This window comes from Muriicola jejuensis (assembly GCF_010671595.1).
In the GTDB taxonomy this organism is placed as follows: domain Bacteria; phylum Bacteroidota; class Bacteroidia; order Flavobacteriales; family Flavobacteriaceae; genus Muriicola; species Muriicola jejuensis.
Genome location: NZ_JAABOP010000002.1, coordinates 472,676 through 489,065, shown reverse-complemented (window position 1 = coordinate 489,065; position 16,390 = coordinate 472,676). Strand labels below are relative to the sequence as shown.

Below are 16,390 nucleotides of genomic sequence, written 5' to 3'. Positions count from 1 at the left end.
AAAAAACCCCGGAATACCGGGGTTTTCTGTTATGAATATTGTGCTTTATGAATTGATCTCCGCGGGGGTTTCAACACTGGCCAGATACCTCTCTGCATCGAGGGCTGCCATACAGCCGGTCCCGGCCGCAGTCACCGCCTGCCTGTATTCCTTATCCTGAACATCACCACTGGCGAATACCCCGGGTTTCGAGGTCTTGGTGGATTTGCCTTTAGTGATAAGGTACCCGGTGCTGTCCATTTCCAATTGTCCCTTGAAAATGTCCGTATTGGGCTTATGCCCGATGGCCACAAAAAAGCCGGTGATCGGTATCTCCTCCTTCTCTCCGGTCTGGTTATTGACCATCCTCAGGCCTTCTACCACCTGATCTCCCAGGATCTCATCGACCTCGGTAAAATACCGGATATCGATGTTAGGAAGGCTGTTCACACGGTGCTGCATGGCTTTCGAGGCACGCATTTCACCCTTTCGCACCAACATGGTTACTTTTTTGCAGATGTTCGCCAGGTAAGAGGCTTCCTCAGCGGCCGTGTCTCCACCTCCAACGATGGCTACTTCCTGTCCTTTATAGAAGAATCCGTCGCATACCGCGCAGGCCGATACCCCTCCACCCCGAAGGCGCTGTTCACTGGGGATATTCAAATATTTTGCCGAAGCCCCTGTGGATATGATCAGGGTCTCTGCTTCCACTACCTTGGAATCATCAATGGTAACCTTGTGAATTCCTCCGACCTGGTCGCTGAGTTCCACTGCGGTGGCCATCCCGATCCTGACTTCCGTCCCAAAGCGTTCTGCCTGCTGCTGTAGTTGCACCATCATGGTTGGGCCGTCTATGCCTTCAGGGTACCCGGGAAAATTATCGACCTCCGTGGTGGTGGTAAGTTGTCCCCCCGGCTCCATGCCGGTGTAGATCACCGGTTTGAGATCGGCCCGGGCCGCATAGATCGCGGCCGTATAACCGGCAGGCCCTGAACCCAAAATGAGGGTTTTTATTCGTTCTGTTGATTCTGCCATTTTCATTTAAATTTAAACAGGTAAAATTACCCCATTCCCCTAAAAAGGGATATACAAAGTTATCAAAAGTTATTATAGTCTCATAGCATCGGATGACCCCCGACATCCCTTAAACCCGTGGTAAATGCCTATAGTTTTGTGCCGAACGCAAGATCTCCGGCATCCCCCAAGCCAGGTATGATGTACCCCTTACTCGTCAACTCCTCGTCAATGGCCGCGATCCACAAATGGGTGTTCTCAGGAAAGATGTCCTTTACATGGGAAATTCCCGGGACCGAACCTATGACCGATACAATGTGGATCTTTTTCGGATTTCCGTGCCCCAGAAGGGCCGTATAGACATTCTCAAGAGTCTTTCCCGTGGCCAGCATGGGATCGGTAAGTATCAGGGTCTTCCCATGGAGGTCTGGGGCCGCAAAATACTTGACGACCACCTCAAAAGAATCCCCTCCACCAGGGTGATGCCTGTAGGCGGAGATAAAGGCATTCTCAGCCCGGTCGAAATAATTGAGTAGTCCCTGATGCAGGGGTAACCCTGCCCTCAGTACAGAACACAAGACCAGTTGATCCTCAGGGACCTTTATACGTTTCGAACCAAATGGTGTCTCTACTTCCTTTCCCGAATATTCAAGGGTCTTACTGAGTTCATAGGCAAGGACCTCCCCTATGCGCTCAATATTCCTTCGAAACCTCATGGGGTCTCCCTGTACCCGTTTATCTCTGATCTCAGCGATAAAGCGGTTAAGCAATGAATCTTTTTCTTCCAGGTGATGAAGGATCATACGGATATCCGGTTTACGACTAAGGTAAGTAAACTGTCCAAATAAAACTCCAGACAGAAAGCAGGTGACCAAAGATCACCTGCTATCCTTCACACATAGTATGTACATACTGAAAACTAGACCTTCTTGCCCTTCATCATTTTATTCCAGTAGAGATAGGGCAACATGTATTTTTTCAGCATCCACAGACGCCAGTGTTCCTTGGAACTGTCGAAGATGAGCATCTGTTTGAGTTTCGGATCCGGGGTAAAGTTGTTCTGGTAGTCGAACTCGGCCAGTACCATTTTACCGTATCCGGTGACCAGCGGACAAGAAGAATACCCGTTGTAGGAGTGGTTCTTTATGCCTTCCTTTTTCATGAGACCCAAAAGGTTGTCCACAACCACAGGGACCTGTTTCCGAATGGCCGCTCCCGTTTTAGCCGTTGGCAGGGCGGCCACATCCCCCATGGCAAATACATTGGCGAATTTGACGTGTTGAAGGGAGTGGTGATCCACCTCAACCCAGCCTGCATCATTTACCAGAGAGGAATCCTTGACAAATTTCGGGGCCGTTTCGGGTGGGGCGAGGTGGAGCATGTCGAAGGGCATGCTGATGACATCCTTCTCGTTTATGGTCTCCCCTATCTTATTGCCTTCCTTGATCGCAACCCTTTTATCCTCAGGTGCGGTGTATTTGAAGTAAATGATCTTTTTCTCCGCATCTATCTTAAATGGAGCGTAATAAGGCCTGAAATGCATCCCGTAACGGTCGATCACCTTCAACAGGGTCTCTTTGACCTTCTGAACCCCAAAGATCACAGTTCCCGGAGTGGCAAAGATCACATTGCTGTTTTTCAGGATCCCTTTCTTTCTGAAGTAATCGGCTGCGAGGTAGGCGATCTTTTGTGGCGCACCTCCGCATTTAATAGGCGTGGTAGGCTGGGTAAATACCGCATTGCCCCCCTTGAAACCCTGCAGGACCTTCCAGGTGTGTTCCGGATCTGTGTAATTACTACAGACCACCCCTTTGTCAATAGCTTCGGTAAGCCCTTCTATCAGTGATGTATCATTGACGAGCCCCGGGGAGAGTACGAGGTAATCGTAGGATATATCGCCCGATTTTTTGGTAGAGACTACGTTCTTCTCCGGCTTGAGTGAGACAGCGTAGTCCTTAACCCAGTCGACTCCAGCCGGAATCAACGAAGCCATAGGTCTGGCTGTTTTCTTGTAATCATAGGTGCCTGCACCTACCAGGGTCCAGGCGGGTTGATAATAATGGGTGTCTGCCGGTTCGATCAGGCCAATCTCCAGGTTTTTGTCTTTTTTCTTGAGCTGGGCAGCGGTCATGATACCGCCTGTACCCCCACCGATGACGAGTATCCGATAATGTTTTTTCATGGTATCGATTGTTGTTCTTAAATCGTATACAAGGTACCTCAATCTTTAAAGATACAGTGTAACCTAAGTGACAATAAAACTTTGAGAACTTGAGTACTTTTTCACTGTCGGAAGACATTTCCCTGGGGGACCCTGCCCGGTTCCGGGCAAGGAAACTGCCAACTTACGGGCAAATGTCTAATGGAAAAGAAACAGGGAAAGGGAATATTTCTAACTTTAAGGCTCTGGTTGAAATCGCATACGCTCCTATGAATAGAAGACATTTTATAAAGAATACAGCCCTTGGAACGCTCACAGCGGCAGTGGGAACGGAAATCGTTTTCGGGAAGATGATACCAAATGGGTATTCCCTTCTGGCCTTGCAGGATCCGGATCCATTCACATTATTCAGGAAGGACAGGGAAATGGTGATCCTCAATGACAAGCCCTGGAATATAGAGGCCAAGGCCCATTTACTGGACGATAAGATCACGCCGAATAAATTCATGTTCATACGCAATAACGGATTGATCCCGGAGGAGGTAGATGTCGCCTCATGGACACTGACCATAGACGGGGAAGCCGTCAGGAAACCCAAAATTTATACGTTGTCCGAACTAAAGTCGAAATTCAAAACCTACACTTACCAGCTTACCCTCGAATGTGGGGGTAACGGCAGGAGTGAATTCGATCCTCCCGCAAAGGGAAACCAGTGGACGGTGGGTGCCGTTTCCTGTGCAGAATGGACGGGTGTAAGATTAAGAGATGTCCTGGAAGATGCCGGGTTTACCGAAAAGGCGGTCTACATAGGGTATCACGCGGCCGATGTTCACCTCAGTCGGGATCCCAAGAAAGAAACCATTTCCAGAGGGGCTCCCATGGCGAAAGCACTGCAGGATGAAACCCTTCTGGCCTTTAAGATGAACGGGGAGGACATCCCCCTGGCCCATGGCTACCCCCTGAGGCTGGTCGCGGGCGGCTGGCCTGCCTCGGTCTCGGGTAAATGGATACAGAGGATCAGCATCCGGGATCGCGTCCACGACGGTTCAAAGATGACGGGAGATTCTTACCGCATGCCTTGCAATCCGGTGGCCCCGGGCGAAAAAGTGAAGGATGAGGATATGTGTATCATAGAATCCATGCCCGTAAAATCCCTGATCACTTACCCACAATCGGGTGCCATGATCAAAGAGGGCAGAAAATTGAATATCAGGGGGCATGCCTGGGCAGGGGAACTGGAGGTATCCAAAATGGAATACTCCATTGATTTTGGCTCCACATGGCAGAACTGCAGCCTGCAAAAGCCGGTAAACCGATTGGCCTGGCAACATTTCAGTGCCGATATCTCCTTTCCGAAAAAAGGCTACTACGAGGTCTGGGGCCGTGCTACAGATTCCAATGGGAAGAGTCAGCCCATGCTCCTGCCCGGATGGAACCCCAAGGGGTACCTGAACAACGCCTGCCACAGAATTGCTATCAAGGTCACCTAGATATGGAAGGGAAGGAAAAATTCAAAGCACAGGTACGAAGCATTTACAGGTTGCTGACCACCCTGATGGTGCTCTTTGTGATCACTGCCTTCGGGGTGATCTACCTGCTTTCCGATCCCACCCTTTCCCTCTTTAAAGGAAAGCAGGCCCCTTCGGAATACGTGGAGGTAACTGCGGAGGACGATTTTGATAAAATAGAGAACGGGATCCATCTGAGAACCGGACTCAAAGAAGGGGAAGGTCTGATGGCGGTTGTGAACAATTGTACAAATTGCCATTCGGCCCTTTTGGTGATGCAAAACAGGATGAATGAGGAACGTTGGATCGCTACCATCCGGTGGATGCAGGAAACGCAGAACCTCTGGGACCTGGGAAAGAATGAAGAGATCATCGTTAAGTACCTGGTCACTAATTATCCCCCAAAAAACAAAGGGAGACGTGAGATCCTGACCGATATTCAATGGTATGAACTGGAAGATTAGTCATATTGCTTTTTTAACGCTAGCCGTTTTCCTGTCATGTAAGGAAAGACCGGACCCTCAGCTAAATGAGACCGTCCTGGCAGAAAAACACCTGATCTCCTGTGACAGTCCCATGCTCAACTCCGGGGACCCCGGGATCGTCATCGTGGATTTCAGACAGGCTGAAGAATATAATAAATCGCATATCCCGGGAGCCATACACCTCTACAGAAATGATTTCCAGGATCCTACCTTGCCCTACGCCGGCATTCGCCTGAACAGGGAACTGACCGCTGATCGCCTCGGAAGGGCCGGAATATCCGACAGGCACACGCTTGTGGTCTATGACGATAAGGGTTCGCCGGATGCCTCCCGTCTCTGGTGGCTATTAAACCTTTACAACTTTGACAGGGTATACCTGCTGGACGGGGGTATGCGCCAGTGGGAAAAGATGGGGAAGGAGACCAGCCGGGTAGTTCCGATGGCCGAAATAACCGATTTCAGATTTCCTGATCTTCCGGACCGACCCATGGTTATTGAAAAAGAAGGCTTGCTAAAGCTCCTCACCTCAGAATTTTCCAATATCGTATTACTGGATGCAAGGAGTGCAGATGAATTCAGCGGAAATGTACTGAAAACGGGAGCCAAAAAGGCGGGGAGGATCCCGGGGAGTATCCATATAGACTGGGCAGAAGCCATTGACTACGATGGGTCTCATACCTTTAAACCAAGGGAGGAACTTGATAGGATCTACGCCAAACTGGGAGCCGACCGGGAAGATACGATTGTGGTGTATTGTCATAGCGGAGTTCGCTCATCCCACACTACCTTTGTACTCACCGAGTTGCTCAATTACAAGCACGTTTTGAATTACGACGGGTCCTGGATAGAATGGAGCTATGACGACAGCCTCCCGATTGAAACAGATTCGATGGCTAATTAAAAAAAAGACTATGGAAAATTATTGGAATGCTTTCGTAAGTGCCTTTAACGGCAGTGTACAGTGGACGTGGAAGTCCATCTTATTTGAGGTTCCCTGGTATACGAATTATTTCTGGGGCCTGATAGCCATTTCCCTTTTTGTGTGGGTACTGGAGATCCTCTTTCCCTGGCGGAAAGACCAGTCGATCTTCCGCAAGGACTTCTGGCTTGATGCCTTCTACATGTTCTTCAACTTCTTCATGTTCTCCATTGCGATCAGTGGTTTCTATAAAATGCTCGAGGTCTTTTTCAAGGATGTGGGGATCACGGCCAAAAGCCTATCCATCATCGATATCTCCGCCTTTCCCATGTGGTTGCAATTGCTCATCTTTTTTGTGGTGCTCGATTTTGTCCAATGGTTTACCCACATCCTGCTTCACAAATACTCCTTCCTCTGGAATTTCCACAAGGTCCACCACTCCGTAAAGGAAATGGGCTTTGCGGCACATCTCCGCTACCACTGGATGGAGAACATTCTCTACAAACCCCTGAAAGTGTTCGGGGTGATGATCCTTGGCGGATTTGAACCTTCCCAGGCCTATATCGTTCATTTCGCAGCGATTGCCATTGGCCATTTCAACCATTCCAATATCAAGATCACCTGGGGGCCCCTTAAGTATGTCTTCAATAATCCCGTGATGCACCTCTATCACCACGCTTATACCTTGCCCAAAGGTTCTTACGGGGTCAATTTCGGGATCAGTCTGAGCCTTTGGGACTATATTTTCAAGACCAACTACATTCCCGAAGACAGCGGTACCATCCAACTGGGTTTTCCCGGTGACAAGGATTTTCCCAAGGATTTCCTGCACCAGAATGCCTATGGTTTTGGTAAGGTCAAAAAGTAAGGGAAGAGAAATTGATTCAGTGGTGGCCGAGGATAAAATCTGAGGCCATGCGCGCGTGGAGTTCCGTCGTGGGCAGCAAAGGAACATCTGTTTCGTCCTGACTGAGAAGCAGGGGGAGTTCCGTGCACCCCAGGACAATGGCCTCTGCCCCGCGAGCTGTGAGTTCCGATATCTGCCCGAGATAAAATTTCCTGGCCTCCCCGGTAAAATGACCCTGGGTAAGTTCCCTGGAGACAAAGTAATGCGATCTGTCCACGGCTTCGCCTTGAGGGATCATCGTTTCTATGCCGAACTCCCGTTTTAGGTATTCGGGGATGAACCCCCTGGTCATAGTGGGCCTGTTGCCCAGCAATCCTACCTTGCGGGCTCCCAATTCAACGGCTTTTCTGCCCGTAGCTTCTGCGATATGCAGGATGGGGATGCCTATCCTTGGTTGCACGTAATCGCAGGCCATATGGGGTGTATTGGCACAGATAACCAGGGCTTCGGCCCCGGCTTCCTGTAAGATCCCGGATACTTCCAGGTATTTGGTATTGATCCTGTCCGGGTCCTGTTCCCTCATGATCTCAATGTTGATGCTGTAGATCAGTAATTCCGGGTTACCCTGTGACCCTATGGTCTCACCTACCATTTGGTTGATCAACTTGTAATACTCAATGGTAGAATGCCAGGAAGTGCCTCCGATCAGGCCAATGGTTCTCATAGTTGTTTTTGCTGTTTATTGGGATTCTTTGACAAACTGGATCTTCCACATCCCCCTCACCTGTCCGGTTTCGTAGCCTCTTGCTTCATCCGCAGGATACAGAGCTCTGAGCGTGTTCAGCACCGGTTCCTGTATCTCACTCCCGCTTTTACCGTGGCACTGAAGGCACATGGCATTCGTAACGATAGGGGAATAGTAATATACTTCTTCCCCGCCCATTTCTTTTAGGATGGGTCGGATCTCACCCTGGTTTTTGGCCTGGTTTTCCAGTTGTCTTCTGAAGGCGATGATATATCCGGTTTCCTCGGCCGTGGCGCGGTTTTGAAGATTCCTGGGTTTATCTGAAACCCGTTTGACGATGGCGTTGTTCATGATACCGACACTGTCCGTCAGACTCATTGCCTGCACCTTGCAGAAGGAAATTGCCCCCGAGGTGCCCTTTTCCTGTATCGCCCTTACCAGGTTCTTTCCCAGTACACCCTGGGCCTTGGCAGCGATCTCACTGCCTCTATTACGGTAAAAAGTGGCCCTGGGAAAATACGGGCTGTCCTCATCTTCCATATCTTCCATCTCTTCCATCTCTTCCATCATCCCTTTGCCCGTCCCCTTACCTTGGCCCTGGCGCCTGTGGTCTTCATACCATTGAGGCTGTGGGAGTTCCGAGTCGTACAGATAGGCAGAAATATCCCTCAGATCCTCTTCAGAATAGGGCTGATAAGGCATAATGCCGAACCGCCTGTATGCTCCCCGCATCTTCACCTTTTCCGGCCGGGGATCGTTGAGCCAATCGGTCAGGGACCTTGAGAATTCCTCTCGGGTGGTCTTCTTATCCGTGTAATGCGACCTGACGGCCACCATGGGCGGAGCGATCATGTCGGCCTCTTCCGCCTTGGGATTGTGGCAGACATAACACTCGCTTTCCACCAGCTTTTTCCCATGTTCAAGGGATTGGTCCATCACAATAGGATCCGAAAGGGGTTCCGGCGTGGGGTCGTTCTTCTTTCCCTCCCGGCAGGAGAGAAAAATAAAGGGTACTAGGAGTATGATCATTGTCCGCATAGGAATCATCTTTTATTATCCTGAACCCTGCATTATACCTGCAGAGGCAGGGCCGTATTTACTTCCATTTCAGGATGCCACCCTGAAGGTCATAGACCTTCTCAAACCCCATGGACACCAGTTTACGGGCCGCTTTCAGGCTCCTGTTCCCGGATCGGCAATAAAGATAGACCGGTTTTCCCTTATCCAATTTTTCAAAAGCTTCTTCGAAGGCTGTTCCCTGGAAATAATCGATATTGATAGCCCTTGCAATATGACCTCCCCTGAACTCCCGTGGGGTTCTCACGTCTACCAGTTGCACGTCGTTGTTATTCACGGCCTTTTTGTATTCCTCGACGCTGAGGATCTCTATCTTCTCGGACAAATCCGACTTTGGCCCAAGTAATTTGTTAAGAATTGACATCACATTGTATTTAACATCCGTGGATAACGGGGGGCAGCCTCTAACCGAGAACCGCCCCCCTCAACAATCCAACCAAAAAAACTAATTCTACAATAAGGTTGTTGGACAGATATATTCCGATCTCTCGATACCTGTTTCCTTGATTCCGTCAAAACCGTCTGAAACATCCCGGAAGTTGCTCCAGCCCCTTTGCTGGAGAATGGAAGCCGCAACCATGCTGCGGTATCCGCTGCCGCAATGGAGGATAAAGGGTTTGTCCTTCGGGAACTGCGCCAAATGGCTGTTGATCTCGTTCAGGGGAACATTGATCGCCCCTATCACGTGTTCGGAGTCGTATTCACTCTTCTTTCTGATATCGAACAACAAGGGTTCTGAGTTCCTGTATTCCTTTTCGAGCTCTGCTGCCGTCAACCGGCCCTGGGTCTCATATTCCTTTCCGCTCTTTTTCCATTGTTCAAATCCCCCTTTGAGAAACCCTATAGTGTGGTCATACCCTACCCTGGAGAGCCTGGTTATAGCCTCTTCTTCCTTATCGGGATAGGTGATCAACAGGATGGATTGTTTTACATCGGGGATCATCTCTCCTACCCATTGGGCAAAATTCCCTTCGAGTCCGATATTGATGCTGTTAGGCACATGCCCTTTGGCAAAATCAGCCGCATTACGGGTATCGAGCATCAAGGCATCGGTCTCGTTGGCCGCTGCTTCAAAGGCTTCCGGAGACATGGGGTTCTCTCCCCTCTCCATCACGGTATCCAGGCTTTCATACCCTTTGATGTTCATCAGTACGTTTTGGGGGAAATAACCCGGTGGGGTGGTGAGTCCGGTGAGCAATGCTTCCTTGAATTCTTCCTTGGTCATATCAGCCCTGAGGGCGTAATTCACCTTTTTCTGATGGCCCAGGGTATCTGTGGTCTCCTTGCTCATCATTTTGCCGCAGGCAGATCCGGCGCCGTGGTTGGGATAGACGATCAGATCGTCGGGCAGGGTCATGATCTTATTCCTCAGGGAATCGAACAAATACCCGGCGAGCTTCTCTTCCGTAAGTTCGGAGATCACGTGCTGTGCTAGATCAGGTCGTCCCACATCCCCTATGAACAGGGTGTCTCCTGTTATGATCCCGTGTTTTTTTCCTTTTTCGTCTATCAGCAGGTAGGTCGTACTTTCCATGGTATGCCCGGGGGTATGTATCACCTTCACCTGGTAATCGCCCACTTTAAAGACCTGTCCGTCTTCCGCCACAATGGCCTCATATCCGGGCTTTGCAGTAGGTCCAAAGACGATCTGTGCCCCTGTCTTTTTCTTGAGGTCGAGATGGCCACTGACAAAGTCGGCATGAAAATGCGTCTCAAAAACGTATTTTATTTGGGCCTTGTCCTTTTTAGCCCTTTCTATATAAGGCCCAACCTCCCTCAGGGGATCAAAAATGGCTGCCTCACCCGCACTTTCCAGATAATAGGCTGCATGGGCCAGACATCCGGTATAGATTTGTTCTATCTTCATGTTGTTTTTCTATTTTAAAAGTTATTTGTTCATTAACTCCTTTAAAATTAGCACGTTCAGCTCGACTTCATCGTGACTTAAGTTACAAAAGTCCCTCTCCCGCAGCTTCTGTGCAATGACATTTGTCAGGTCGTACACGAATTACAGCCAGATCTCCTTGAGGATGATATAGATACCCATCACCAAAGTAAACCAGCCAAAGGATCTTTTGAGTTTGCTGCCCTCTATGAATTTGTTGAGCCATACACCCAGCACGATACCTATGAGGGAAAAGGCCGTGAAACTGAGCAGAAATGTCCAGTCTATTTCCATGGTCTCCACATCCCCAAGAAAACCGATCAGGGATTTGATCGCAATGATGAGCAGGGAGGTAGCCACGGCTTTTTTCATAGGGAGTTTGGCCAGCATTACCAGGGCGGGGATGATCAGGAAACCTCCTCCGGCACCCACAATACCTGTTATAACACCCACGATCAAGCCTTCAAGGATGATCATGGGGTAGTTGTAATGTATTTCGGCCTCATCGTCGTCACAATTAACACATTTGCCCCTGATCATGGAATAGGAGGCGAGCAGCATGATAAGGGCAAAGAATACCATGATGCCTATATCACGTGTAACCAGAAAGTCGCCCACATAAAACAGTTCCTCAGGAATGGATGGAACCAGAAATCGCCTGGTGAGGTAGACCGCTATGAAGGCAGGTATGGCAAAGACGATGGCCGTCCTGAAATCGACGAGTTTCTTCTTGATATTCTGTAATGCCCCGGTGAGGGAAGAGACCCCCACCACAAAAAGGGAATAAGCCGTTGCCAGAACAGGGTTGATACCCAGGAGGTATACCAGGATGGGGACGGTGAGGATGGAACCCCCTCCCCCGATCAGGCCCAGGACAACACCAATAACGAGTGCGCCTATAAAACCGAGAATCGATGTGATTTCCAAAGTGACTGTTTTATGCCCCCAAAAGTACTCAGGCTCCAGCGCCCGGGTCGTAACCTAGGTTACAGACCTCCGACTCATAAAACTCGTAAGACGCTCATCAAATATTTTTTCCATAATCGGTGGTAATATGACAATCATCATTTTATGAGAACTGTTTATTGCCTAGTTTGATATCGATTTCTAAGTCTGCTCCCATGAAAACCCTCCTTTACGCCACTGATTTTTCGGACAATTCCGTTCCTGCCTTTCAGTATGCCCTGATTTTGAGGGAACAACTCAAGGCCAAACTCTATGTACTCCATGTCTTTGACATGAAAGCTACTTTTATCAGTACGGTGAGCCTCGCATACGCCAAAAGGGAGGAAGTCATGCTGAAGGAACAGGCTGAAAAACTCAGGGCCTTTTGCAAAAAATACGCGAATACGAAAGAGATCGAAGAGGACATGATCCTGCAGGTTCACGAGAACAGTATCCCGTCGGCAGGTATTTTGGAAAAGGTGGAGTCGTTGAATGCCGACCTGATCATCATCGGTACCAAGGGTAGCAGTGTCCTCCAGGACCTCTTTATCGGCAGCACGGCCAGTGCCCTCATCGGCAATTCCTATATCCCGGTCATGGCCGTACCCGTCACCGCCAAGGTAAGGTCCATAAGGGAGATCATCTACGCGACCGCATTTGAAGAAGCCGATATTCTCGCTGTAAGGAAACTCGTATCCCTTGCGCAACCTTTCGAGGCCAGGATCAGGCTCGTGCATGTAACCAACAAAAAGGAGTATGCCGGGGAGGATCAGATGGAATGGTTCAAGGAAATGCTGGGTAACAAGGTGGAGTATGGGAATATACAGTTCGATTTGCGTTTTTCTGAAGATATCACAGGAAGCCTGCTGGCATATATCAGGGAGACCAACGGTGACCTCATCGTGATGCTGGAACGCGAAAGCGCCAATATGATACAGCGTCTCTGGCATGTGGATACCGTGAAAAAGGTAAAGATGCAGCTGGAGAGGCCCCTCCTGAGCTTCCACAAAAAGAATCTGCCCCTGGATTAAGGTCTACAGAAGGAATCCTTCTTTTTTCAATGGGACATGTGTAAATCCCTGTACACTAGCACAGAAATCTGAGATAACCTGACTAATATCATTTCATTTTCCATTTAAGAAGTATACATTCTCCATGATAACCTGTTTCTCATGGACACGCTTAACGATCGGCACATACAGTCCCTCGATCTTTCCGAGACCCTCTGGGACCGGGTGTTCACGGTGGCGCCCTTGGTGATCATAGGGACGGAAGAAGGAGAATCCTATGACATGGCCCCCAAGCACATGGTCACCCCACTGGGATTCGGTAATTATTTTGGGTTTGTATGTACCCCAAGGCATTCCACCTTCAGGAATATACAACAGACCAGGGAATTCACGGCCAGTTTTCCGAAACCGGATCAGATCGTACAGACCTCCCTCAGTGCCACCCCCAGATCGGATTGCTATCACAAGGCAGAGGATATCCTTCAGTCCCTTTCTGTTCTGCAGGCTAAGACGATGAGGGCCCCGGTGATTGCAGGAGCTTATTTATACCTGGAGTGCGACCTTTTCAAGATCATTGACGGTTTTGATGATTACAGCCTGATCACAGGCACGATCAGGGCCGCCTATGTAGACAAAGATTACCTGAAGGTTTCAGAATGGGATGAACGGGAGCAGTTGATGAAGAACCCTCTCCTGGCCTATATCGCCCAGGGAAGATTTGCGAAGATCTCTGAGACCTACAACTTCCCATTTCCAAAGAATTTTAAAAAATAGCCTGTGAAAACAGCCAGGAACATATTGAAATATCTGGTCGATCACGAATCAGAAATGCAGGGACTGCTAAAGGACCTCGTGCGGATGGAGAGTCCGTCGAGGGAGCCCGGGACCCAGAAGAACATCCTTGCCCGCCTCGAATCGGAGTTGCAAAAACTGGATTTCCTGACTTTTGTCATGCCGGGTCGGAAGACAGGTGGGTATCTCTATGCCCGACCAACTGAGAAAGGCAAAGGAAAACCTGTACAATTGCTGCTGGGACACTGCGATACGGTCTGGAAGACCCAAACACTTATGGAAATGCCCCTGCTCGAGAAAGAAGGAAAGATCAAAGGACCCGGTATTTATGATATGAAGGCCGGACTGACCCAGATGATCTTTGCCCTCAGAGCGATCCGGGAGATGGAGCTGGAGATGACCCTGAACCCGGTGGTTCTGGTCAATTCAGACGAGGAAATTGGAAGTATCGAATCTACCTCAGCGATCAGGAAACTGGCAAAGATCGCGAACAGGGCCTATGTCATGGAGCCTCCACTGGGTCCGGATGGGAATCTTAAAACGGCACGGAAAGGACTGGGCAGGTTTACCGTCACTGTGCACGGCGTAGCAGCACATGCCGGACTCGATCCGGGAAAGGGCGTCAATGCCATCGTGGAATTGTCTCACCAGGTACAGCAACTATATGCCATGAACGATTTTGAAAGGGGGATCACCGTGAATGTCGGCATGATAGAAGGAGGGATTTCAGCCAATGTTGTAGCCCCGGAAAGCAGGGCGGTCATAGATGTCAGGGTTGAGAATATGGAAGACGGGGATTGGATCACCAATAAGATACTGGGGTTAAAACCCTCCGTGCCCGATATACAACTGGAGATAGACGGGGGCATCGGAAGGCCTCCCATGGAACGGAACGAGCGCAACCAGGAACTATGGAAATTGGCCCATGCAAAAGGACTCGCCCTGGGGATGGACCTGTCTGAAGGGCTTGCAGGCGGCGGTTCGGACGGGAATACAACGAGTATGTACACCGCTACACTGGATGGGCTGGGTACTCCCGGAGACGGTGCTCATGCCAGGCACGAGTTCATTTATTCAGACCAGCTCGCAATGAGAACTGCCTTGCTGAGCCTCTTACTGCTCGCTGAACCCACAATAAAGAACTGATGGAAAGATACAACCCATCATACTATATATTTACCTCCCTGACCCGCATATCGGATATGGAGGAAAAGGAGTTTGGGCTTGAGGTCCTGGACAGGTCAGAATGGGCCACTGGAGATTACGTCGTGTGCCGAATCACAGATCCAGGGGGAACCTCCCTGCAACTCGAACTTCCAAACGGACGTATGCGTGGGGTGATTGGTGATGAATACGTGGTTGGTGCACTGGGGGAACGCTTTGCTACCCTGGAAGCCACGGGTACCTGGAAAAAGGTGGGAACCGATGGTAAAATGAGTATCCTCACCGGAGGGGGCATTTTTGGAAAACTTACCTCCAAATCGGCTTTTATGCCCAATATGATGCAGATAAAATATACCGGGCACGCCGTACGGAAAGGCCGGAAGATCACCATGGACAACTTCCTTCCGGAAGTAGCTTATAAGGAATTCCAAACCCCGGTTGTTCTGTTCATAGGTACCTCAATGTCTGCGGGAAAAACTACCTCGGCCAGGATAGTCACCAATATCTTCAAATCTTCAAATTACAAGGTAGTAGGTGTAAAACTCACTGGAGCCGGGCGGTATAAGGATATTCTCGCGCTAAAGGATGTGGGGGCCGATGCGGTATTCGACTTTGTGGATGTGGGTCTGCCCTCCTCCATCTGTCCCCGGGAAGTGTTTCAGGAAAAGATCAAGAGGCTTTTGAGTTTGGCGGCCCACCAATACGCAGATATAGCCATCGTAGAAGTTGGAGCCTCCCCTATGGAACCTTACAATGGGGATCTGGCTGTGGAGGCTCTTGGAGAAAATATCAAATGTACCATACTCAGCGCCACCGATCCTTATTCCGTATATGGTCTTATGAAGGCCTTCAAGGTCGTCCCGGATATCGTGAGTGGTATTACAACCAATACGCTGGCCGGTATCAAGATGGTCAGGGATCTTTGCGGGGTCCAGGCAATGAACCTGATCGATTCCAGGACCAATGCCAAATTGAGGGAGATCCTAAGAGAGAAAACCGGCTTGGCTCTTTGAAATGGTGTTTGAAGCGACCTTTTAAAACACACGGGGGAAATCCGGGCGTAACCTGACAGGGTCATTCTTGTTATAAAAGGGGGAGGGTAATCGGAAGAAATGAAAACACGTTTAAATTGGATCAAAGCTGGTTATACGAACTGAAAAAGCCACCGCCCTTCGTGCTACGGTTACCTCTTCTTGGGGTGATTTGCTTTTTGATCCTCTATGTGCTTGCTGCTTTGTCCTATCCAGGAGGATCCGCTACCGAGCCTACCTTTGTTGGGTTTGATTTCTGGAGTAATTACCTGTGCGACCTGCTGGATGAATTTGCCGTTAACGGGGAACTGAATTCGGCCAGATTCCATGCCAGGGCTGCCTTGTTTGCCCTTTGCAGCGGACTGGTCCTGCTCTGGTTCTATTTGCCTCTTCTGTTCGTTAAAAGAAGTAAGCTGCATTATCTGGTCTGGTCTACAGGAATTGTGGCCTTGCTGATCTTATTTTTAATGGGGACCCACAATCACGACCTCATCGTGAGGTTGTCCGGGTTATTCGGGGTCACGGCCATCCTCACGTGCTCCATGGCCTTGCTTCGGGATGGCTTCAGACTGCTGGGAAATCTGGGGATTACTTGTTTTGCTGTCTTTTTGCTCAATTATTTTATCTATGAAACGGGTATATCTATCACTGACTTGCCCGTGATACAAAAAGTGACCTTTATACTCTGCCTGACCTGGTTCACTGGACTCAATTATGCCCTGATCAGAAAATTAGAAAACCCTTGATGACAGAGAATTACATAAAACTTAACCCGGATAAAGGACCGTTTTTTCGTATCTTTAAAAGAGGTCTGAACAGGACCGGTCC

17 protein-coding genes are annotated in these 16,390 nt (G+C 49.4%); 9 read left to right on the top strand and 8 right to left on the bottom strand.

The genetic code is table 11. From position 1 onward, the window contains the following. Positions 1–45 precede the first annotated feature (45 nt). From trxB to GWK09_RS10235, 3 genes are all read right to left on the bottom strand, one after another. Complete coding sequence (gene trxB / locus GWK09_RS10245; RefSeq protein WP_163693296.1) at positions 46–1,014, bottom strand: thioredoxin-disulfide reductase; 969 nt, start codon at positions 1,012–1,014, stop codon at positions 46–48. Positions 1,015–1,142: 128 nt separating this feature from the next. Then, positions 1,143–1,796 carry a uracil phosphoribosyltransferase gene (gene upp, locus GWK09_RS10240; protein WP_163693295.1) on the bottom strand — a complete coding sequence of 218 codons (654 nt, stop codon included), beginning with the start codon at positions 1,794–1,796 and terminating at the stop codon, positions 1,143–1,145. A 116-nt stretch (positions 1,797–1,912) separates the two neighbouring features. After that, positions 1,913–3,175 (bottom strand): NAD(P)/FAD-dependent oxidoreductase, encoded by a 1,263-nt coding sequence (locus tag GWK09_RS10235; protein WP_163693294.1) that lies wholly within the window; start codon positions 3,173–3,175, stop codon positions 1,913–1,915. Positions 3,176–3,423: 248 nt separating this feature from the next. Here GWK09_RS10235 and GWK09_RS10230 point away from each other — a divergent pair, with 248 nt between their 5' ends. The 4 genes from GWK09_RS10230 to GWK09_RS10215 are packed head-to-tail and all read left to right on the top strand — an operon-like array spanning position 3,424 to position 6,934. Beyond that, on the top strand, positions 3,424–4,644 hold the full coding sequence (locus GWK09_RS10230) for a sulfite oxidase (RefSeq protein ID WP_163693445.1): 1,221 nt from the start codon (positions 3,424–3,426) through the stop codon (positions 4,642–4,644). Between the two features lie 2 nt (positions 4,645–4,646). Then, complete coding sequence (locus GWK09_RS10225) at positions 4,647–5,126, top strand: monoheme cytochrome C (protein ID WP_163693293.1); 480 nt, start codon at positions 4,647–4,649, stop codon at positions 5,124–5,126. Then, positions 5,110–6,048 (top strand): sulfurtransferase, encoded by a 939-nt coding sequence (locus GWK09_RS10220; protein WP_163693292.1) that lies wholly within the window; start codon positions 5,110–5,112, stop codon positions 6,046–6,048. The genes GWK09_RS10225 and GWK09_RS10220 overlap by 17 nt, the downstream gene beginning before the upstream one ends. 10 nt (positions 6,049–6,058) lie before the next feature. Next, positions 6,059–6,934, top strand: coding sequence for a sterol desaturase family protein (locus GWK09_RS10215; protein WP_163693291.1), 876 nt, complete (start codon positions 6,059–6,061; stop codon positions 6,932–6,934). Between the two features lie 16 nt (positions 6,935–6,950). Here the strand turns inward: GWK09_RS10215 and GWK09_RS10210 are convergent, their stop codons facing one another. The 5 genes from GWK09_RS10210 to GWK09_RS10190 all read right to left on the bottom strand — a co-directional run bounded on the left by GWK09_RS10210 (position 6,951) and on the right by GWK09_RS10190 (position 11,547). Next, on the bottom strand, positions 6,951–7,637 hold the full coding sequence (locus tag GWK09_RS10210) for an aspartate/glutamate racemase family protein (protein WP_163693290.1): 687 nt from the start codon (positions 7,635–7,637) through the stop codon (positions 6,951–6,953). A gap of 15 nt (positions 7,638–7,652) precedes the next feature. Further along, positions 7,653–8,696, bottom strand: a complete 1,044-nt coding sequence (locus GWK09_RS10205; RefSeq protein WP_163693289.1) for a c-type heme family protein — start codon at positions 8,694–8,696, stop codon at positions 7,653–7,655. Between the two features lie 58 nt (positions 8,697–8,754). Continuing rightward, the gene (locus GWK09_RS10200) at positions 8,755–9,099 is read right to left on the bottom strand and encodes a rhodanese-like domain-containing protein (RefSeq protein WP_163693288.1); all 345 of its coding nucleotides are present in this window, start codon (positions 9,097–9,099) and stop codon (positions 8,755–8,757) included. Between the two features lie 87 nt (positions 9,100–9,186). Further along, the gene (locus GWK09_RS10195) at positions 9,187–10,602 is read right to left on the bottom strand and encodes an MBL fold metallo-hydrolase (protein WP_163693287.1); all 1,416 of its coding nucleotides are present in this window, start codon (positions 10,600–10,602) and stop codon (positions 9,187–9,189) included. Between the two features lie 141 nt (positions 10,603–10,743). Then, complete coding sequence (locus GWK09_RS10190) at positions 10,744–11,547, bottom strand: sulfite exporter TauE/SafE family protein (protein ID WP_163693286.1); 804 nt, start codon at positions 11,545–11,547, stop codon at positions 10,744–10,746. 194 nt (positions 11,548–11,741) lie between these two features. Between GWK09_RS10190 and GWK09_RS10185 the strand changes: the two genes are divergently transcribed. The 5 genes from GWK09_RS10185 to GWK09_RS10165 all read left to right on the top strand — a co-directional run bounded on the left by GWK09_RS10185 (position 11,742) and on the right by GWK09_RS10165 (position 16,308). Next, positions 11,742–12,596, top strand: a complete 855-nt coding sequence (locus tag GWK09_RS10185; protein ID WP_163693285.1) for a universal stress protein — start codon at positions 11,742–11,744, stop codon at positions 12,594–12,596. Between the two features lie 141 nt (positions 12,597–12,737). Continuing rightward, on the top strand, positions 12,738–13,349 hold the full coding sequence (locus tag GWK09_RS10180; RefSeq protein WP_163693284.1) for a flavin reductase: 612 nt from the start codon (positions 12,738–12,740) through the stop codon (positions 13,347–13,349). Positions 13,350–13,352: 3 nt separating this feature from the next. Then, the gene (locus GWK09_RS10175) at positions 13,353–14,513 is read left to right on the top strand and encodes a M20 family metallopeptidase (protein ID WP_283401236.1); all 1,161 of its coding nucleotides are present in this window, start codon (positions 13,353–13,355) and stop codon (positions 14,511–14,513) included. Further along, a complete protein-coding gene (locus GWK09_RS10170) occupies positions 14,513–15,544 on the top strand; it encodes a hypothetical protein (protein WP_163693283.1) in 1,032 nt (343 codons plus the stop codon). The genes GWK09_RS10175 and GWK09_RS10170 overlap by 1 nt, the downstream gene beginning before the upstream one ends. Positions 15,545–15,705: 161 nt before the next feature. Beyond that, positions 15,706–16,308, top strand: a complete 603-nt coding sequence (locus GWK09_RS10165) for a hypothetical protein (protein WP_283401237.1) — start codon at positions 15,706–15,708, stop codon at positions 16,306–16,308. The last annotated feature ends 82 nt before the right edge of the window (positions 16,309–16,390 follow it).